Origin of the sequence: Mucilaginibacter kameinonensis (assembly GCF_003675385.1) — a bacterium.
In the GTDB taxonomy this organism is placed as follows: Bacteria; Bacteroidota; Bacteroidia; order Sphingobacteriales; family Sphingobacteriaceae; genus Mucilaginibacter; species Mucilaginibacter kameinonensis.
The window spans coordinates 599603-620648 of record NZ_RCWZ01000002.1; the positions used below are offsets into that span (position 1 = coordinate 599603).

15 protein-coding genes are annotated in these 21046 nt (G+C 42.7%); 7 read left to right on the forward strand and 8 right to left on the reverse strand.

Going from position 1 to position 21046, the window contains the following annotated elements:
- The first annotated feature begins 115 nt into the window (after nucleotides 1-115).
- Together EAH55_RS09540 and EAH55_RS09545 are read left to right on the forward strand one after the other, a co-directional pair.
- On the forward strand, nucleotides 116-2320 hold the full coding sequence (locus tag EAH55_RS09540) for a penicillin acylase family protein (protein ID WP_121810029.1): 2205 nt from the start codon (nucleotides 116-118) through the stop codon (nucleotides 2318-2320).
- A 27-nt stretch (nucleotides 2321-2347) separates the two neighbouring features.
- Complete coding sequence (locus tag EAH55_RS09545; RefSeq protein ID WP_121809417.1) at nucleotides 2348-2836, forward strand: hypothetical protein; 489 nt, start codon at nucleotides 2348-2350, stop codon at nucleotides 2834-2836.
- Nucleotides 2837-3356: 520 nt separating this feature from the next.
- Here EAH55_RS09545 and EAH55_RS09550 read toward each other — a convergent pair.
- Nucleotides 3357-3680 (reverse strand): GIY-YIG nuclease family protein, encoded by a 324-nt coding sequence (locus EAH55_RS09550; protein ID WP_121809418.1) that lies wholly within the window; start codon nucleotides 3678-3680, stop codon nucleotides 3357-3359.
- Nucleotide 3681: 1 nt separating this feature from the next.
- Nucleotides 3682-4815, reverse strand: a complete 1134-nt coding sequence (locus tag EAH55_RS09555; protein ID WP_112567968.1) for a glycosyltransferase — start codon at nucleotides 4813-4815, stop codon at nucleotides 3682-3684.
- Between the two features lie 86 nt (nucleotides 4816-4901).
- Here EAH55_RS09555 and EAH55_RS09560 point away from each other — a divergent pair, with 86 nt between their 5' ends.
- On the forward strand, nucleotides 4902-5885 hold the full coding sequence (locus tag EAH55_RS09560) for a sugar phosphate isomerase/epimerase family protein (protein WP_121809419.1): 984 nt from the start codon (nucleotides 4902-4904) through the stop codon (nucleotides 5883-5885).
- 293 nt (nucleotides 5886-6178) lie between these two features.
- A complete protein-coding gene (locus tag EAH55_RS09565; RefSeq protein ID WP_121809420.1) occupies nucleotides 6179-6616 on the forward strand; it encodes a DoxX family protein in 438 nt (145 codons plus the stop codon).
- 118 nt (nucleotides 6617-6734) lie between these two features.
- Here the strand turns inward: EAH55_RS09565 and EAH55_RS09570 are convergent, their stop codons facing one another.
- The 5 genes from EAH55_RS09570 to EAH55_RS09590 all read right to left on the reverse strand — a co-directional run bounded on the left by EAH55_RS09570 (nucleotide 6735) and on the right by EAH55_RS09590 (nucleotide 12284).
- Nucleotides 6735-7001, reverse strand: coding sequence for a UBP-type zinc finger domain-containing protein (locus tag EAH55_RS09570; protein WP_121809421.1), 267 nt, complete (start codon nucleotides 6999-7001; stop codon nucleotides 6735-6737).
- A 23-nt stretch (nucleotides 7002-7024) separates the two neighbouring features.
- Nucleotides 7025-8686: an FAD-dependent oxidoreductase gene (locus EAH55_RS09575; protein WP_112567976.1), complete on the reverse strand. Its 1662-nt coding sequence runs from the start codon at nucleotides 8684-8686 to the stop codon at nucleotides 7025-7027.
- Between the two features lie 53 nt (nucleotides 8687-8739).
- Nucleotides 8740-10158: an ATP-binding protein gene (locus tag EAH55_RS09580; protein ID WP_121809422.1), complete on the reverse strand. Its 1419-nt coding sequence runs from the start codon at nucleotides 10156-10158 to the stop codon at nucleotides 8740-8742.
- A 309-nt stretch (nucleotides 10159-10467) separates the two neighbouring features.
- Nucleotides 10468-11214, reverse strand: a complete 747-nt coding sequence (locus EAH55_RS09585; RefSeq protein ID WP_121809423.1) for a LytR/AlgR family response regulator transcription factor — start codon at nucleotides 11212-11214, stop codon at nucleotides 10468-10470.
- Nucleotides 11211-12284: a sensor histidine kinase gene (locus tag EAH55_RS09590; RefSeq protein WP_121809424.1), complete on the reverse strand. Its 1074-nt coding sequence runs from the start codon at nucleotides 12282-12284 to the stop codon at nucleotides 11211-11213. The genes EAH55_RS09585 and EAH55_RS09590 overlap by 4 nt, the downstream gene beginning before the upstream one ends.
- 284 nt (nucleotides 12285-12568) lie before the next feature.
- Here EAH55_RS09590 and EAH55_RS09595 point away from each other — a divergent pair, with 284 nt between their 5' ends.
- The gene (locus tag EAH55_RS09595) at nucleotides 12569-15418 is read left to right on the forward strand and encodes a TonB-dependent receptor (protein WP_121809425.1); all 2850 of its coding nucleotides are present in this window, start codon (nucleotides 12569-12571) and stop codon (nucleotides 15416-15418) included.
- Nucleotides 15419-15726: 308 nt separating this feature from the next.
- Here the strand turns inward: EAH55_RS09595 and EAH55_RS09600 are convergent, their stop codons facing one another.
- The gene (locus EAH55_RS09600; protein WP_121809426.1) at nucleotides 15727-16995 is read right to left on the reverse strand and encodes a hypothetical protein; all 1269 of its coding nucleotides are present in this window, start codon (nucleotides 16993-16995) and stop codon (nucleotides 15727-15729) included.
- A 133-nt stretch (nucleotides 16996-17128) separates the two neighbouring features.
- On the opposite strand from EAH55_RS09600, the gene EAH55_RS09605 reads away from it, so the two are divergent.
- A complete protein-coding gene (locus EAH55_RS09605; RefSeq protein WP_121809427.1) occupies nucleotides 17129-18010 on the forward strand; it encodes an AraC family transcriptional regulator in 882 nt (293 codons plus the stop codon).
- Between the two features lie 346 nt (nucleotides 18011-18356).
- Nucleotides 18357-20777: an ABC transporter permease gene (locus EAH55_RS09610; protein ID WP_121809428.1), complete on the forward strand. Its 2421-nt coding sequence runs from the start codon at nucleotides 18357-18359 to the stop codon at nucleotides 20775-20777.
- Nucleotides 20778-21046: the final 269 nt, after the last annotated feature.

Below are 21046 nucleotides of genomic sequence, written 5' to 3' on the forward strand. Positions count from 1 at the left end.
CGGCGGTGCGATGTAATTATTATGAATTAATTTTCAAATTTACCTCAAAATCTTTAAAAAGCCTCGTTTACTTCACATTTATATGGATAATTTGTTTGGTAAAATTGCTGTTACTATGAAAGCTGTTTTTGTGATTGTTTTGATGTTTCTTCCGGTATTGGTTTTTGCTCAAAAAATTAATCAGAAAGAAATAAAACGGGCGGAAACATTAGCAAAGTCGGTAACTATCATTCGTGATAACTGGGGAGTTCCTCACATTTATGGAAAAACAGATGTCGCTGCTGTTTTTGGATTGATGTACGCCCAGTGTGAAGATAATTTTAAAGGTATTGAACGCAATTACCTTTACCAGATGGGCAAACAGGCCGAAGTTGATGGTGAGGCCAATTTGTACACCGATGTACAACTGCAATTAATTGCCGATAGCGCAGACGCTATTAAGGATTATAAAACCAGCGCCCCCTGGTTCCGGAAGTTATTGGATGCTTTTGCCGATGGCGTTAACTATTACCTGTACAAGCATCCCGAAGTAAAACCGCAGGTATTTAAGCATTTTGAGCCATGGTATGCGTTAATGTTTACTGATGGCAGTGTTGCCGCAACAGAAACTGGCGGACTTAAGCTAAGCGAAACAAAAGATTTTTATAGCATAGGGCCCGAAAAATTGGGCATGCTGACTGGTAAACCTGAAAACAATATTTACAATATGGTAAATGAGCGCGAAACCGGGTCAAACGGTTTTGCTATAGCGCCATCCAGATCGGCATCCGGTCATGCTTTGTTGTACATTAATCCGCATGTGCCGTTTTATTTCCGTAGCGAGGTTGAATTGGTGAGCAATGAAGGACTTAACGCTTATGGCGCGGTTACCTGGGGACAGTTTTTTATTTACCAGGGTTTTAATCAGCATTGCGGCTGGATGCATACAAGTGCTTATGCCGACGTAGCCGATCTGTACGCCGAAAAGGTGAGCAAGAAGGATGGAAAATGGTATTATGAATATGATGGCAAGCTAAGGCCGGTGGTTCCCCGTGAGCTATCGCTTAATATAAAGAATGGAAACCAGATTGAGCATCGAACCATTACTGGCTATTATACGCATCATGGTCCGGTATTGGGTGCAAGGAACGGTAAATGGCTGGCGCTTAAAGCTAATAACCGCTCGTACAATGCGCTTGTAGAATCATGGTTGATAACCAAGGCCAATAACCTTGTCGAATATAAAAAGGCCATGAACCTGTTATCAAACGCAACCAACAGTACTGTTTATGCTGATGATAAGGGAAACATCATTTTTTGGTACGGAAATTATATTCCTAAGCGCAACCCCAAATATGATTGGAGTTTACCGGTTGATGGCAGCATATCTGCGACTGAATGGCAAGGAGTTCACAAACTGAGTGAGATTATTACTAACGCTAACCCTGCTACCGGTTGGATCCAGAACTGTAATTCGTCGCCGTTTACCGGGTCTGGCCCGTCAAGCCCGGATAAAAATAAATATCCTGTTTACATGGGCCCGGATGGAGAAAACTATAGGGCGATAACGGCTATTAAAATCTTGAAAGATGCAAAGAACCTTACGCTTGATGACCTGATAGCCAAAGGTTACGATCATTATCTTGCCGCATTTGATGACTTGCTGCCGTCACTGTTTAAAGCCTATGATGCAGCTCCGGATTCGGTGAAACAATCGCTTGCCGAGCCGATAAAGGTCTTGCAGGAATGGAACAGGAATACTGCCATTCATTCCGTAGCCAGCTCGCTTGCTATTGAATGGGGCACCTTGATGATGAAAGCCCTGCCTCCGCCTCAAACCGATCAGGAGGGTACGTTTATTATCTGTCGTTTTCAAAAGTTGATTAAAACGATGCCCCCTGCACAGCAATTGGCTTTGTTGAATGATGTTGTCAAAAATCTGCAAAGCCGTTTTGGTACCTGGAAAGTAGAGTGGGGGAATATGAACTGCTACCAACGACCGGACGATGGCATTACCTTTGATGATAACAAGCCCAGTATCCCCGTTGGTTTAACCGGATCTGGCTTCGGACAGCTGCCGTCGTTCCAAAGTCGCACCATGAATACCAATAAACGTTATGGATATTCGGGTAATAGTTTTATCGCTGCTGTAGAATTTGGTACACGGTTAAAGGCAAAAAGTATTGTGAACGGAGGTAGTTCCTTCGATCCGGCGTCAAAAAATTTTACCGATCAGGAGCAGGGTATAATAGATGGCAAGTTTAAGGATGTGCTGTTTTATAAAAAAGATGTTTTAAAACACGCACAGCGCACCTATCATCCGGGCGATTATTTTAAATAGTAAAAAAGTATATTTGGTAAGTTAAAAATGAAGAGAATCCTGTTAGTTGCCTTATTGTTGTTTTGTGGTGCGGATTTGTTTGCCCAAAGCGTAACTGTTAATGATTTGGCAAATATCTCCAACCTTTCCAATGCCGAAGCGCATAACTATCTTACCCTCGGCAAAAAATTCAAACGTCAATATATCCAGGATGTTGACGGCAACAGCATCGAACACCTGAACAAAATAGGGCCTGATAATAAGGAAGAAACTGTGGTAATAGGTGTTGGCAGTAAACTCAGCAGCGGTGCGGTGTTGCGCACGGTTACTTATACTACGTCCACCTCGCAACATATTATTAACCTGATAGGGCAGGCCAAGCACATGGGGCTCAAAATGCGTCTTCAGGGAGCAGATGCCAAAAACGATATCTACATTTTTGATAACGACTTTTTTCATATCGTGATGTTCCTCAATCACGATAATGTATCCGGCTCGGTTGAAGTACACCAGAAGGAATATTTAGGGTTTGATTAAGGATTTTGTCATGCTGAGGTACGAAGTATCTTCTTCGCCCTGTAAAGCGGCTCTGCCTATCGCAGAAGATCCTTCGCTATCGCCCAGGATGACAAGTAAAAAAAGCTTTTGTCATGCTGAGGTACGAAGCATCTTCTTCGCCCTGTAAAGCGGCTCTGCCTATCGCAGAAGATCCTTCGCTATCGCTCAGGATGACAAGTTGAAAAGAGTTTTTTTGTCATGCTGAGGTACGAAGCATCTTCTTCGCCCTGTAAAGCGGCTCTGCCTATCGCAGAAGATCCTTCGCTATCGCTCAGGATGACAAGTTGAAAAGAGTTTTTTTGTCATGCTGAGGTACGAAGCATCTTCTTCGCCCTGTAAAGCGGCTCTGCCTATCGCAGAAGATCCTTCGCTATCGCTCAGGATGACAAGTTGAAAAGAGTTTTTTTGCCATGCTGAGGAACGAAGCATCTTCTTTGCCCTGTAAAGCGGCTTTGTATGTTGAAGAGGATCCTTCGCTATCGCTCAGGATGACAAATCTTTATTCATTAAGTTTTGGTGGCCACTCCATTATATCTTTATTCAAAAAATGCCAATCAGGGTTTTCTTGCTCTATTAGTGCTATTTTCTTCGTTCTAACCCATCCTTTTACTTCTTTTTCACGTTCAATTGCGTGATTAATATATTGATGCCTTTCATACCAAACTAAGTGGTAGCATTTATACTTAGCGGTAAAACTATCCACTTGGTCAATACCATAATAGTGTTCCTGCAGACGGCGCTCAAGGTTGTTGGTTACACCGGTATACAACACTCTTTTGGTATAGTTAGTTAATATATAAGTATAAAAATTATACTGCCGCATCTTACTCTTCCCCCTTCAACACCTTCAGCGAGTAAAAACTATCCCGCCAGTAAATGCCGCCCCGGGCAACAGTCAATATTGATGCTTTTAAAAAATGCCAGGCTAAAAAGAAACCCGAAAAGGGGATCATAAATGCGTACCACCACTTGTTGGGCGGTACCATCATCATGTAAATCATATGAAAAAGTAGCATTATCCCCGCCATAATGCGGATTGTTGTATCGCCAAAAATGAACATCAAAGGCATTGGCAAGGCTACCGACAACAACATATTGATCACGTTAAAAATGGCTTGTGCCAGGCTATAGTTGGCTACGGCAAACGAGTTTTTCTGTACACCGCGGCCAAACTCGCCAAGGTTTTTGTACCATTCAAGGCAAACATATCCAAGGCCGGCCAAAACATCCTGACGGAAACCATCGTGCTTCATGATCCGGCCAAGCTGCAGGTCGTCATCCGGGCGGAGCTTAATGCGCTGATGAGTGCCAAATTTTTCGTAAGCTGTACGCCTGACCAAATTAAATGCGCCTATACCCGATGACGCTTTTGATTTTGGATTTTTAGCTTCCCAGGGTTTCATATCGATCATGAGCATAATGCCGAAGGTTGCCAATACACTGTTTAAAATCGAGGAGCGCGATACCACTTCGGGTAATATGGTTAAATGATCAAGTTGTTGCTTAACCGCGTAACCAACCGCTTTGTTGATAGCATCAGGATGAAAAACAATATCGGCATCGGCAAAAAGCATCCATTCGTCTGTATTGCTAAGGTACCCCTGGTATAGAGCATTGTTTTTACCAAGCCAGCCCTCGGGTAAAGTACTGATGGTAGTAACCTGTAATTGTGGATAGTGTGAGGCAAAGCTTTCCAGGATTTCGGCAGTCCGGTCGGTTGAGCGGTCATTAATTACAATAATTCTGTGGTTGGGGTAGTTGATGTGGCAAACACTCTGCAACGCTTTTTCAAGATCTTCTTCCTCGTTACGCACCGGTATAATGATGGAAAGGGACGGCGGATTATCCATCAGCGGCTGCTGGCTTACCTGCTTAATTTGACTAAAACCCCATAATAGATAAAAGTTTAAACCTAAGGTTGTTACAAACAGTATTACACTATACCAGAAAAGTATCATGATAAAATAGGTTTGGATAAAGGTGAGTAAAAATCAGGAATAATAACAGCAAAAATCTACATATTGCATTACCAATTTTATACCTCATGGAAAATATTAGCCGCAAAAAATTCATTGCTTCAGCCGCGTTGGCCGCTGCCGGTTTACCTTTTGGATTAAGTGCCTTAGCTAAAGAGGCAACTCCTTATCCAGGGGAGTTTGCAGGCAATCCATCGCCGGACGAAAAAATAAAGCTGAGCATATTTTCAAAGCATATGCACTGGCTTAATTATACTGATATGGCTGCTTTAACAGCCCAACTCGGCTTTGATGGTATCGACCTTACCGTAAGGCCCGACGGTCACGTATTACCAGAGCGTGTGGCCGATGATTTGCCCAAAGCGGTTGAGGCTATTGAAAAAGCCGGACTTAAGGTATATACCATAGTAACCAATATTAAAACCCCAGATGAAAAGGATACAGAACCTATCCTGAAAACAGCTTCGGCACTTGGGATAAAATATTACCGCACGGCCTGGTTTAACTATGATAAGACTATAAGTATACAAGCCAACATCAAAGCTATCAATAAACAGCTGGCCAGTCTTGCCAATCTTAACAAGAAATATGGTATGCACGGTGGCTATCAAAATCACTCCGGCGATTTGTTTGGGGCGTCTCAATGGGATTTGTGGCTGAGCCTTGAAGGACTTGATCCTAAAAATATCGGTTGCCAGTACGATGTACGGCATGCGACCACCGAGGGCGCCGACACCTGGCCGGTAACGCTTGACCTATTAAAAGCTTATTCCAAAACCGTTAATGTAAAAGATTTTTACTGGGAAAAGAAGGGCGACAAATGGCAGGTAAAAAGTGTGCCGTTGGGAGAGGGGATGGTTGATTTTAAAAAGTACTTCGGTTTGCTAAAACAATACAATATCAACGGCCCAATGAGCCTGCATTGCGAATACCCATTAGGAGGCGCAGAAGACGGCGCACGTAAGCTAACCATCAGTAAAGAAGAATTTTCAGCAGCATTAAAGAAAGACCTGGTTAAACTGCGAGGCTGGCTGGCGGAGCATGATTTGTAGGGCTATAAGCTTTAGGTGCAAAAAATAAAAAACCATGTCATTGCGAGCGAAGCGTGGCAATCTCGTAGCCAATGCATGTCCGATCTGTATGGCTACGAGATTGCTTCGTCGTTCCTCCTCGCAATGACATTTTATTAATCTACGCTAACTAATCACCCGATTTTTTTCCTTTCAAAAAACTTGTTTTATAACAAATTTGTTACTAAATTTAGTAAAGGCACCCAGGTAGTTTAACCTCTCCGGTTTAACTCCAGGCTGCTGGTAACCAATTATTAAACTAAAAGGAGGGCTTTATGAATCTGGTTCATAAAATTGAACATTGGGGCGATACTCATCACCCTAAAGCTTTGGATATTGTGCGTATTGTTCTTGGTGTGTTTTTGTTGGTAAAAGGCATTACCTTTATGGAAAACACCTCCTATCTGCGTGGCATCATTAATGATCAAAATGTTATTGATGTATCGCCGGATATGCTGATGATCCTGGTATATTATGTGGCATTTGCCCATATGGTGGGTGGCATATTGATAGCTATGGGCATCTTAACCCGCCTTGGTTGTATAATCCAGATTCCGATCCTGGTTGGGGCGGTATTTCTGATTGGTATTTTTCAGGAGCCCATCAATGCTATGTTGTGGCCAACGGTTACAGCGCTCGGCTTACTTATACTCTTTACTATTATAGGTTCCGGCCCATGGTCGTTAGATAAGGTATTATCATTTAAAGGGTAGCTGGAGGGAGAGATTAGAGGTCAGTGATTAGCGATTAGGTACTATCCCTTTACAAAAGAAATAAAAAAGTCAGGAACCTCTGGTTATGAGACTCCTGACTTAAAACTTAAGACTTAAATTAATATCCTTTAACCGCTTCATCCACATAGCACCAAAGCCAGCGTTCACCGGGCTCGGCAGATATAACTACAGGGTGGCCTGTAGCGTGAAAATGCTTGGTCATGTGGGTATTGGGCGAACTGTCGCAGCATAACGTAACACCGCATGTTTGGCAGGTACGCAGGTGTAACCAGGTTCCGTGATGTTTTACGCATTCTTCACAAATATAATCTTTCGGTTCGGTTATGCTTTCAACAGCTTCAATGTGGGCGCAAGTTTCTTCCATAGGTATAGGTGATGTTTGATGATTTATACTTCAGCCAGGTATTTGTGTACAAAGCTTATTGCCATTGAGCCTTCGCCTACGGCAGATGCCACACGATTCATAGCCCCCGCGCGTACATCGCCGGCAGCAAATATGCCCGGGCAACTGGTTTCTAACAAGAACGGGTCGCGTTTGAGCTTCCAAACCTTGCTGAAATTTTCATAGCTGCGCAACTCGCGACCTGTTTCAATAAAGTCTTTATTGTTTTTAATGATATCGAGCTTTATCCAGTCGGTATAGGGTTTAGCGCCAATAAATATATACAATGCATTGGCTGTTTTGACCTCAGTTTCCTTGGTTTTGCAGTTTTGTATAGTAATTTTTTCAAGGCAATTAGTGCCTTCGGCCTCAATTACTTCGGTGTTGGGCAGTACCTTTATATTAGGCGTATCACCTATTTGAGTAATAAGATAAGCCGACATAGTATCCGTCAAATCATCCCTGCGGATAATGATATGCACGTTTTTTGCAAATTTAGACAAGTACATAGCTGCCTGCCCGGCCGAGTTACCCCCGCCAATCACAAACACCTCTTTACCTGTACATGCCGAAGCTTCGGTTGTAGCGGCGCCGTAATAAATACCTGCACCGGTAAAATTATCAACACCTTTAACTTCCAGCTTACGGTAATCGACGCCTGTGGTAATTACTACCGTGCGGCTAATGATCTCCGGGCCATCATCCAGGATAATGGTTTTGTAGCCATCTTTTTGTTTAATATCGCTAACAGATTGCGGCGATAAAAACTCAGCACCTAAACGCATGGCCTGGCTTATAGCACGACGCGTAAGATCGGCCCCGCTCAAGCCTGCCGGGAAACCCAGGTAGTTTTCAATGCGTGAACTGGTACCGGCTTGTCCGCCCGGTGCTTTGCGCTCTATCAATAAGGTTTTTAATCCTTCAGACGAACCATAAACAGCAGCAGCTAACCCCGCGGGGCCAGCACCTATGATTACTACGTCATAAACATCGGTAAGCTCGGTGGTGTTTTTGCCCATTTTATCGGCAATATCCCTGATGCTTGGCTTGGTTAAGCAACTGCCATCCTCAAATATCACCATTGGCAAATCGTCGGTAGTGCGGTTATTGATGGTCAATAAATTCGCCGAATCGATATTTTTTTCGATATCGAACCAACGGTAAGGGATCAGATTACCGGCCAGGAAATCTTTGATAACATGCGATTGCGGAGAGAACTGGTATCCTACCAGTTTCATGCCTACAAACTCGGGAATGTAATGACTGTGCCAGTCGTCGAGCAAATCGTTTATTACCGGGTAAAGCTTCTCTTCTGGTGGGTTCCAGGGCTTCATCAGGTAATAATCGAGCTGTACATCGTTGATCGCTTTGATAGCAGCATCGGTATCGGAGTAGGCGGTAAGCAGTACCCGTTTTGCTTCGGGGAATACTTTTTTGGCTTTCTCTAAAAATTTAACGCCTTCCATTTCAGGCATGCGTTGGTCGCACAAAAACAGGGCAACCACTTCCGAACTGTTTTTTAGCTCAATAAGGGTTTCATAAGCTTCCTTTGCCGATGTTGTGCTTAAGATCTTATATTCTTTACTATACTGCGATTTTAAATCGCGGCTTATTGACCGCAATACCTGCGGATCATCATCTATAGAAAATATTATCGGACGGCTCATAGGGGTAAATATGCAGGCAAATTAACTAATATTTTTGGTAAAATCAGTTTTTGCTAACCATTTATCGGGAAGCAAACTATAAACTCAGTATGGCCGGGTTTTGATTTTACTTTTATTGAACCGCGGTGCTGTTTCACTATGCGATGCACCACTTCAAGGCCCATACCGGTACCTTTGCCCATTTCTTTTGTTGTGAAGAAGGGATCATAGATCTGGCTGATGTTATCTTCCGGGATGCCAGGGCCATCATCAATAATGGTCACTTCAACAAATTCATTATCTTTTTTAGTACGGATGATAAGCGTGCCTTTTTCGTTGATTTCCATAGCATCAAGGGCGTTATCAACTAAGTTGGTCCACACCTGGTTAAGCTCGCCAATAAGGGCTTTAACTTCGGGCAGGGTATCATCAAACTCTTCAATAACAGTGATGTTTTCTTTCCTGATCTTGTAGCCCAACATGGTAATGGTATTGCGGATACCGATGTGGATATCAGCGTATTGCTTATCCTGTGCACGGTCCATATGGGTAAATGTTTTAACTGAGCTCACCAACTCGGCAATGCGGCGCGCCGACTCCTGGATATCCTCAATCATTTTTTCACCCATAAGCTTACTGCTAAGCCAGCCCATTATGATAGGTACGGCGTGTTCGGGGATGTGTAATTTTAACGCTTCAAGATTTTCGGTGGTAAAACTAAAATCAACAAAACTTTCGGCTATATCATAAGCATCTTCAACACCGTTGTCTTCCAGCCACTCAGATATTTCATCTTCAAGTTGGGTGCGTTGTTTAAGCGTTAAACGGGTATAGCATTCTTTTTTATTCAGGATTCTAAAAAGTTCGTCGGTAAGGCCATCTACCTGTTCATCACTGGCCCTTATAGCAAACATGTTTTTCAGATGGGAGGGTACCATACGCAGGTGCTTTCTTAACGATAAAGAATCGCGTACAATGGCCGATGCCGGGTTGTTAAGTTCGTGGGCCAAGCCTGCGGATAACTTACCCAAAGCCATCATCTTATCGTTTTGCTGCTGCATGGCCGTAAAATCACGTACACGGGTGGTCATGATATGCACCAGGGCCTGGGTAAGCTCAAAATGGTGCTGGATCATTTCCATGATATCCGCTGTGGGATAGCTTAGTAGTGTTAATTCGCCAACAGCCTGGGCATAACCTTTGGCTATCAGGCCGCGCGAGTAGGGCATATAGCCGGTGATGCTGCCTTTTTCAACCAGGGTATAATCACGGCGCGATCCCTGTTGCATCATAAAAAAGCGCATATTGCCTTCCAGTAAAAAATGCGGACCTGAAAGGTCCTGTCCCGGTTCCATGAGGTACTCACCATCTTCAAATGTTTGTACTTCACTTTTATCTATCAGCCACTGTAGCTGATCGTCGGGTATATTGGCCAAAGCTTCAAAAGCTTTTAAGTCTGATACGGTTACCTGTAGTTCACTTACCTTTTGCATAACTTAAAAGTAGGGAATATTATTTAATGATGTAAAAATGAGGCAAAAAATTGCAATCAGGTGAACTGCGATGGAAGTGATTTTGTTTGTCTGAACCGGGGATTTTGTCTGCGCCGGGATTTGGGGGATTATTGGATTAGTTGGATTTTCTTCCCTTGATTCGTGTCCTCACGAATCTTTTGCTATTATGAACAGTTGACATGCCTGATGGCGATCTTGGGGACACGATCGCGGGGGAATCACAGAGTTTGGGTATCTTCAAGCTGCATTCAAAAATCCAGGAATCATGAAAATCCTATAAATTCCGGTTCAGTTCCATTTGCTCAGGAAAGCGCCAAAGGCCTCTTTATACTGATCGCCAACAGTAATATTCACCTTGCCTATCTGCAAGGCATTGCGGGTAATAGAATTGATTTTATTGAGTGATACAATGAATGAACGGTGTACGCGCATAAATCTTTTAGCAGGCAGTTTCTCTTCCAATGCCTTTAAGCTGGTGAGCGACAACAGCGGCTTCTCCTTATCCTGCAGGTAAATTTTTACATAGTCCTTTAAGCCTTCAATATAAAGGATCTCGTTAAGGGCTATCCGTACCAATTGATATTCGATTTTTAAAAACAGGTATTCCTCTTCTTCGGCAGGCGCAGCAGAGGCTGTAACAGTACTACTGTTTGAACGATTTATCAATTCAAAATAGCTTAATGCCTTGTTTGAGGCATGCAGAAACTCCTCATAATTAAAAGGTTTAAGCAGGTAGTCAAGTGCATCTACCCGGTAACCCTCAATAGCAAACTGGTTGTAGGCTGTGGTAAAAATAATGCGTGGTTTGTTTGCTCCGCGACTGTCAAGTACACGCGCCAGTTCCATACCATTAAGGTTAGGCATCTGGATATCAAGAAAAATAAGGTCCACTTTTTGATCCTGCAAACCTACAAGGGCCTCAACAGCACTGCTATAGCGGCCAACCAGTTTCAGAAAAGGGGTTTGCTCAATAAAGGCACAAACCAATCCCAGTGCCAGGGGTTCATCGTCAACAGCTATACAGTTAATGATCATGACAGGTTAAGGGTTAAATGAATAGTGTATGTGTTGGCGGCGGCATTTTCGCTAATATCCAGTTTATACTTACCGGCATAAAGCAGGTCAAGCCGGCGAATGGTGTTGGTAAGCCCGATGCCTTTATTTTCGCCGATATTAAGGTTGTGGTCTTTGTAGATGCCGTTTTCTACTTTCAACTCCAGCACTTCATCATGCTGACTGACAGCAATCAGGATGGTACTTGGTTCTGTTGCACTGATACCATGTTTAAAGGCGTTTTCTACAAAAGGTAAAAAAAGCATAGGGGCAATAGTTACGTCATTAGCCTGTTCGGGCGGGGTAAAAGTAACTGTTACTTTTTCGGTAAGCCGTAGTTCCATCAGGCTGATATAGTCTTTTATAAAAGCTATTTCCTGGCTCAATAAAGCTGTACCATGCTGCGTATCATATAACACATACCGCATCATGCGTGATAGCTGGTGCAATGCCTTGCGCGATGTTTCGGCGTTAACATGGGTAAGCGCGTAAATGTTATTAAGTGTATTGAAAAAGAAATGCGGGTTGATCTGGGCTTTCAGGAATGATAACTCGGAGCTTATCTTTTCCTGCTCAAGGGCCGCACGTAGCCTGATATCTGACTGCCACTTTTGTATGGCTGTAATACTGGTACTTATACCTAAAACCAAAGCTATGATAACCGTGCCGAAAATATCCCAGCCTCCCCCGCGCCCCTTTGGTTTGGGCGGACGGTGGTCTTTATGGAATATGGCTTCCATATGCTCATGCATATGAAGTGCCTTATCTGCCCATTGATTAAGCAGTAAAAAAGCGATCACCACTACTACCACCGTAACCAGGTACATCGCGGTACGGTCATGCAGTAAAAAACGTGGGACAAGTATCCGGTTATTAAAATAATAGGCTGCAACAAGCAGGAAAAATGTGATGGCTTGTTTTACCCAAAACTGGTATGGAAACTCAACATTCCAGGTGAGGGGCTGATAGAAGAATAGCAGCAAGCCAAAAACAACCCATATCAAAATATGGATAAGCGCGGTAATGGTATTGCTTTTTGATTTAAGGCTCATTTAAACTACTTTATGACATTACGCCGAATGATAAATCTACACATATAATTCAGCAATATTACAAACCAGCCACGCTTAAAGGCAAGCGTAATCGCCGGGCAGACAAAAAATACCGACGAAGGGTTTAAATCCATCTTTGAAAGGTATATCCTGCTTTTGGCGTGTTGACCACCCTCATTTATAGGTAAAAAAGCTATTCCCGTCGATACATATATGGTACCGGTCTATTCTGTTTTTTACACTAAAATGAATGCTATTGTTTTGCGGCTGTTAATCAGCATAAAATGAAAATCCTATACTCCTTAGCAGTAATCATTGCCTTAGCGTTTACAATACCGTTTAACGCAAAAGCCGAACCCGGTCGTACAATTAAAGGTGTCGTAAAAGACTCAACCGGTTACCTGGTTGCCGGCACCAGCGTAAAAATGCTTACCGGAACCGATAGCACTACCGTTATTACAGGTGCCGACGGTACCTTTACCTTTAACAACGTAACGGTAAACCAATTTAGTTTGGTTTTTAGTTCGATAGGTTATCAACCGCTCAGGCGCAGGTTTGTGTTGGCTAATGATAATAAGCCGGCCAATTTGCCTCCTGTTGTCCTGAAGATAGAAACCACCATGCTTAAAACCGTTGTGATTGCGGATGTGAACCCGGTGAAGCTTAAAGAAGATACCATTGAGTTTAACGCGGATGCTTACAAAGTGCGTGATAATGCCCCGGTTGAGGACGTGATTAAAAAGCTGCCGGGTATGGATGTGGATAAAGACGGCAATATCACCGCCCAGGGTAAAAGTGTAACCAAGGTAAGGGTTAACGGTAAAGATTTTTTTGGAGGAGATGTTAAAACGGCTACCAAAAATCTTCCTGCAGATATTGTGCAGAATATCCAGATTATTGATGATTACGGCGATCAGGCCAATCTTACAGGTGTAAAAACCGGCGAACCCGATAAGGTGCTGAACATTACCATTAAGCAAAATAAAAACTATGGATACTTTGGGCAGGCCAGCGTAGGTGGCGGTCATGATGCTATTCCGGGTGTATCAAGCGATAAGGAGAGCAACAGGTATGTAGCGTCGGCAAACGTGTTTAGTTTTAATGGTAACAGGCAGCTTGCCTTTTTGGGTAACCTGAATAATACCAATACAAACCTGTTTACTTTTGGCGGCGGCGGGCCGAGAGGTGGTGGTCCTGGTGGCCCCCCGGGAGGCAACAGCAACTCATCAAACGGGATTACTACCGCCCGTTCCTTTGGTTTCAACTATCGCGATAGCTGGGGAAAAAAGATCACTGCTTATGGCAGTTATAGCTTTGCCGATAATTCGGTGAATACTATTAGCAGTACTATTCAAAATAACCTTTCGTCGAGCAATCCGAGCACCAATACACAAACTAATAATCAGCAGGACGAAAAGCTAAACCATAGGGTTAATTTTAATATCGAGTATAAGCCGGACACCGTAAATTATGTGAAAATTACGCCAACGTATGCTTATGCCAGTACCAATACCACATCTGACGCTACCAGTTTGCTGCTCCGGAATTCGGAAACGATTTCAAACTATTCGCTTGCCAATCTTAGCAAGTCAACCGAGCCTAATTATGGTGCTAACGTGTTGTTTAATCATCGCTTCAATAGCCACGGCCGAAACTTTAGTGTAAATGTTGGTGCTGGCAGCTACAGCATTAATAAATATCAAAACCCGGTTTACACTTATATTGATGGTGCCCGAAACGCGCCTTTAAACCAGTTCATTAATACCGATAGCCGTACCGATAGTGTGGGAACTACCGTATCATACATGGAGCCCATCAGCAAAAAAGGATATCTTGAACTTAACTATGCGTACCATTACGCTTACACTACTGCCGATAGGGCGACTGATACCCTGGCGGATGATGGAGCAAGAAACAGGTATGATCTGTTGAGCAACAATTATGCTTCAACCTTTATTACCAATAGGTTTGGGTTGAACTATCGCTTTATCGAAAAGAAGTATAATTATACCTTAGGTATAGTTGCCCAGCCAACAATTTTACGTGGCTCATCTGTTGTTGACGCGCAACCTTTTAAAACCAATAACAATACTTTTAACTGGGCGCCAACCGCACGGTTCATTTATAACTTTTCGCGCAGTCAATCGCTTAGTTTAAATTATAACGGCAGCAGCAATCAGCCTACATATACCGAGTTACAACCGGTTACCGATTTCAGCAACGCCTCATACCCGGTACAGGGTAACCCCGATCTGAAGCCGGAGTTTAACAATACCCTTTCCTTAAAATACAATAAGTTCAATTTTGAAAGCGGCAACGTGTTTTTCAGTAACCTGTCGTTCATTAAAACGGATAATAAAATAGTAGCCAATACCATTACTTATCCGAAAAATTACGCGCCTAACAGCAAGCTTGCAGGGAGTATTTTAACGCAATATCTGAACGCAGATGGCTATTACTCGGCACAGGGATTTTATGTGTTTGCCAAGCCCTGGGAAAAAAGAAAATATAATTTGTTCATGATTGGTAACATTTCGTACAATAACAACGTCTCATATATTAGTAATGTCGATTCTGCTACCTATAACATGACAACCGAGAAGAATATAGCCAAAAATTTGGTACTATCTCAAGGCGCGCGCTTTAGGGTAAGCATTACCGACGTTATTGACGCCGAAGCAAGCACTACATACAGCGTTAATACCTCAAGCAATTCTATCAAGCAGGCAAACGTTAACAGCAATTTTCAAACCCTTAACCTGGGTGTTAATGGCAAAAGCTATTTCAAAGACTGGACTGTAAGTTATGATTATTCAAAAATGATCTATTACGGCTATACCGGCGCTACAAACCCTAATATTTTGAATACCTACGTAGAGCGCCGTTTTTTGAAGGGGAACGCGGGGACGTTGCGTTTTTCGGTAATGGATGTATTTAACGAAAATACCGGCTACACAACTACGCAGAACGGTAGCTATATAACCCAAACCAACAGCAACAGGTTAGGGCGTTACTATTTGCTAACCTTTACACTTAAGCTACAGAAATTTGCCGGTAAAAGGCCCACTCCTGAACGTGGCGGACCTGGTGGTCCCCCTCCGGGCGGCGGCCCCGGCGGACCGCCACCGTTTTAAAGAACGGCAAGGTTCATAAAATATTAAAAACCTTCCCATCCCTGAGAAAGATGGTGAGATCAGATCAAAGCATGATGATCTGAGATTTAGTTGAGATGTTATCATTTGATAACTACAGGGCGTTTCGGGGTGAGATACGGAACGCCCCTTTTATTTAATTATACGTTAAGTTGCTCGTCCGGGTTTTATTGTTTTTTAGATTTATATTAAAATAAATAAAGGTTATACATAATAAAATGGTAGTGTTTGCTTAAAAATACCGCTCTTGTATACTAATACGCTTTAATTGTGGATTAATATTAGTGATGTTAAAAATGATAGTTTAAACCACCTTTAATACTACTTACTTTGAGCGCATATTTATAAGGAGAGTTTGAAGCGATGTCTGTTATTGATGATGGGAAGGCATAAGATAAAGCTACCTCAAGCTTCTTATTTATAAGTAATCCGGCTTTTACCGGATATGATAACCATCTTTTATCAAGCTGAATTACATTGACCATTACTTGCGAAGCGTCAGCATTATTTGTGGTAGTATTGCCACTATAGCTGGCCAAATTTATCAAAAGGCCTGCTCCGAGGTAAACTTTTAGATCTTTCGTATTATATATGAAATATAAAACTTCAGGGCCTAAGCCAATTTCGTGTTGTTTAAGTCGGTATGTGCCTTTTGGTTTCTCGGGCTGAGCGTAATAAAGGTCGACCTGAGATTCGTATGAGCTTGATGTGTATAGTATTTCAGCCCTAAATGCAAATCTGCCCGCATCATAGTTAGGGTAAAAGTTAAGGCCAGCTGTTATAAAAGGCGCTACGGATGTTTTGTTTGGGATACTATATAAAAATGGAGCTGCGCCTGAATAAGTGTAGGTAGTAGCATCAGCTCCTGCACCGACAAAGAAATCAATTGATGGTGAGGTTCCATAATGAGTATTATCGACAGAAAGATTATTAATTTGTTGGGACACTTTTTTTAGATCAGACAGGCTATATCGTGCATTTTCTATAAGGCGCTTCAACTCAGCCGAACCTGGGTTATATTTTGCGGCCAGATCATATAATTGCGGAACATATTCATTTTCGCTGTGGGTAGTTGTACTCATTTCCGGTAAAAAATACTGTCTGAATATTAGTTCCGCGGTTTTGCCGGCTTTGTTGTCCGTTATAAAATACCGCATTTTAATAGCGTCGTTGTAGGAGTAAAGAGAAACATTAGGCCCCTTTTGTTGCAGTTTTAGGAATACAACATCTTGTTTTTTACTTGAATCGCGTCCGGTTGACAGCTTCGCTGTATTTGTTTCATCTGTACTAATAAAGCCACTGTAACGTTGATAAGCCACCGAATTGGTTATTTCAAAATAGGAGATATTGTTCGGCGTGTAGTTTTTTACTTCGGCTCCGCTTAAGGCGGTTTTAAAAGTGATAATGGCAGGATTGGTATCCCACTCTTTTTCGTTAATAAAGCCCTGAATGGTTTGGCCGTTAATAGTAATAACATAACCAGGCTTGAAGTTACTTTGGGCTTGTAAAATAAATGGAAATAGGATCAATAGGGAAATTAAAAGGTACTTAGGTTTCATTATAAAATTGGTTCGGGTTTAATTGGTAGTTTAAGATAATCTAAAAAATAGGATACGCTTTACACTTTTTTGAAATTGAGCAATTTTTACACTTTTTTACTACATTTAGCCCGTTGTTTGTAAATAAAACTGAATGAAACCGCTTTTACTCAAAGTATCTGCCGATCCGGCGCATTCCTTTAGCGTAAGGCATGATGTATTGCCGGATATCAATAACCGCTGGCATTGCCACCCGGAACTGGAGCTTATTTATTTCACAAAAGGTGGAGGAACGCAGTTTATAGGTGATAGCATTAAGCAGTTTGAAGCCGGCGACATGGTACTGGTTGGCTCAAACCTGCCACATTACTGGCGCTTTGACGATGTGCACTTTGGCCACAATAGCGATCAAGTGCCGGTTGATACTATTGTAGTGCATTTTTGCGAAAATTTTTGGGGCGATCAGTTTCTTCAGCTTCCCGAAAACAAGCTGATTAAAGTATTGCTTGAACGCTCCAAACGCGGCTTACAGATAACAGGCGAAACAAAAGCGCAAGTAGCCAATATTTTGGCCGCTATGCTCAATACTGATGGGGCCGAAAGGATCATCATGCTGCTCAAAGCATTGAATACCATTGCGGGCAGTTCGCCGCTTAATTATTTAACATCTATCGGGTTTAAGTATGATCATAACGAATCAGAAAGTGACAGGCTCAATAATATCTACGAGTATTCGGTGCGTAACTTCCGCAAAAAGATCTATCTCGAAGAAATTGCCGATATAGCCGGGGTAAGTGCCAATTCTTTTTGCCGTTATTTTAAATCAAAAACCCGCAAAACTTATTCGCAGTTCGTGATCGAAATAAAGGTAGGTTACGCCTGTAAACTGCTCATCGAAAACAAGCTCAATATCAAGCAGCTTTGCTACGACAGCGGGTTTAATAACTTCTCTACCTTTCATAAGCATTTTAAGCAGGTAACAGGTAAAAGTCCGCTGATGTATCAGAAGGAGTTTACGAAGAAGGGTGCAGCATAAAGATTGTCATTCTGAGTAACCATCAGTGAAAATGTATCTTAGCTGTGGTACGCAGGCCGCGTTAGTGATAGTAGCAGATACCGGCCTTGTGGCTAATGCCTGTGCAGTATGAGCGAATTGCACGGGCCGCAGGCAACGCCCATATTTATAATACCAATCAAAAACATATTTAATAATCAACAGCTTAGGATTACGTCATTATCAATGGCGTAGCAATTGCACGGAGACATGGCCGTTCTGTATAGCATGCGATTGCCACGTCGCGCCCTGGCTCACTCCCGTTTCGCTCCTCGCAATAACATTTTATTATTATATCCTTATATTGTAAACCTCAACCTTTTACGATATGATCCGCAATATTCTGCTTGTTACCTGGCGCAACCTTGTTAAAAACAAAACTTACACTTTTATTAATGTTACCGGGCTTGCCTTAGGTATGGCGGCGTTCATATTGATATTTGCATACGTAAATTTTGAAAAAAGCTTTGACCGGATGCATCCGGATGCTGCGAACATTTACCGGGTTGAAAGCCAGTTTTACCGCGGCGATAACCTCAGTGATAGCTGGCCAACAAGTACCAACGGCTACGCCACAGCTATGAAGGCTAACTTTCCCGAAATTGAATCATTTGCCCGTATCGACTGGCATAATGCCGAGCGGGTGGTGAAATACAATAACATTAAATTCAGGGAAGAGCATGTTTGCTTTGCCGATAGCAATTTCTTTAACTTTTTTGCTTACCCTATACTTAAGGGCGATAAGCTTACCGCGCTTAATGAAGTTAATTCCATAGTGATTTCGGAATCTGCCGCTAAAAAATATTTTGGTAACGCCGAGCCGATGGGCAAGTTTCTGGATATTACCACGCTGAGCGATAGCTACCATTGCATGGTTACTGGTGTGTTTAAAGATCTGCCCGCTAACTCAACTATGCAATTTAATTTCCTGGTTTCATGGGCTACCATACCCAGGTTTGAAAAGGATTTTTGGTACCTGCATGAAAGCTACACTTTTGTGAAATTGAAGCCACATGCCAGCCCGGCGGCGGTTGAGGCCAAATTTCCGGCACTGGCTGAACGGTATAAAACCGGTCTTTCCCTGAAAGATTTGAAGTGGACAATTAAGCTTGTTCCGCTTACCGAGATTCATTTAAATCCAGCCAAACCCAATGAAATTGAGGTAAAAGGCAACCGTTTCGCGGTTGATTTTCTAAGCATCATAGCCTATATCATTTTGCTCATTGCCTGCATTAATTACATCAACCTGGCTACCACTAAATCGGTGGACAGGGCGCGGGAGGTAGGTATCCGCAAGGTAAGTGGCGCACATGCCCCGCAACTTATTATGCAGTTTCTTGCCGAATCTGTGATCATCAACCTTGCTGCCCTGGCGGTTGCGTTGATATTAGTATTAGTGGGCCGCTATGGCGTCATGAACTATTTATATGGTGAAGGGGCGTACGGTTTGTTGTTTGATGGCGCTTTATATTTGAAATTGGGGTCAGTATTTATTGGCAGTATCTTGCTTTCGGGGATTTACCCGGCAACGGTACTGGCCCGAATGAAGCCTATTGCGGTATTAAAAGGTCGTTTTTCATTTTCAAAAAGTGGGATACTCCTGCGCCGCGGCATGGTGGCGTTCCAGTTTATGGCTTCGGTATTGCTTATTGCAGGCACCTTCGCGGTTTACAGGCAGATAGTTTACATGAACAGCCAGAGTACCGGCGTTAACATCGATCAAACCATTGTTGTGAAAATGCCTGTCAATACGCCAAATTATAACCAGAAAACAGCCAGCTTTAAAACCACGTTGCAGGCTTTTGCTGGTGTAAAGGCTGTTACGCTTTCAGGCGCGGTACCGGGCAAGGAAGTAGGTAAGTTTTTAGCCGACAGGCGTTTCGGAGCCCCTAAATCGGAAGAGCGTACTTATGAAATGCTGCGCGCTGATCATGATTTTATTAAAACTTACGGCTTGCAGGTGATAGCTGGCAGGGCGTTTGACAGAAACCGGCCTACAGATTCCGTTGGCCTGGTGATGAACGAAGCCGCTGTAAAACAATTCGGTTTTGAATCGCCACAGGACGCCGTTGGCAAAAAGGTATGGATTGAAACCTTGGATAAAGAGCCCAACGAGATCATTGGTGTAGTGAAGGATTATCACCAGCAATCCTTACAAAAAAATTATACGCCTGTTATCATGTTCATGGATCCCAAACTACCATGGATCCCGGCCGATTATATCTCCATAAAAGTGAACGGTAACAACATGCGCCAGATGGTTGAGCATATCAAAGCCACCTGGAATGATACCTTCCCCGAGTCATCATTCGATTTCTTTTTCCTTGACGATTTTTACAATCGTCAATATGCTCAGGATACCCAGTTTGGCCATGTGTTTACATTGTTTGCTTCACTGGCTATATTTATCGCCTGCATTGGCTTGTTCGGTTTAACGGCTTATTCAGCTGCCCGTCGTACTAAAGAGATTGGCGTGCGCAAAGTACTCGGCGCATCCGTACAAAACATTATATCGTTGCTTACCTGGGATGTAGTAAAGCTCATCTTTATATCAAGCCTTGTGGCTATCCCGCTGGCGTACATTTTCATTAATCAATGGCTTAATCGCTACGCTTTCAGGGTTCAACTTACCTGGTGGCAGTTTGTACTGCCTGTTTTCGCGCTGGTAACAATTGCAGTAGCAACCACTTTTTATTTGACCTTCAGGGCGGCGCTTACTAATCCTACAAATTCGTTAAGGAATGAATGACCGTTGATTATTTTGATTACGCTGATGGCGTCGATTTTTCTGAAACTGGAATTAAACAAATTTATCAAATTTTACTTTCCCCTGCGGCCGTGTCCCCACGGCTTGCTGATTGATTAGCATTTTGAAAATTTTCTAATTCTGAAAATTCTGATTCAGGCAAATTCCGGTTGCAGATAAGAATCCTGACAATCCTTTAATCCTAAAAATCATGGTTCAGATCTATGCCAAAAAAGCTGAACGTTTTGGCCAATTTTAGATACTTATTTACC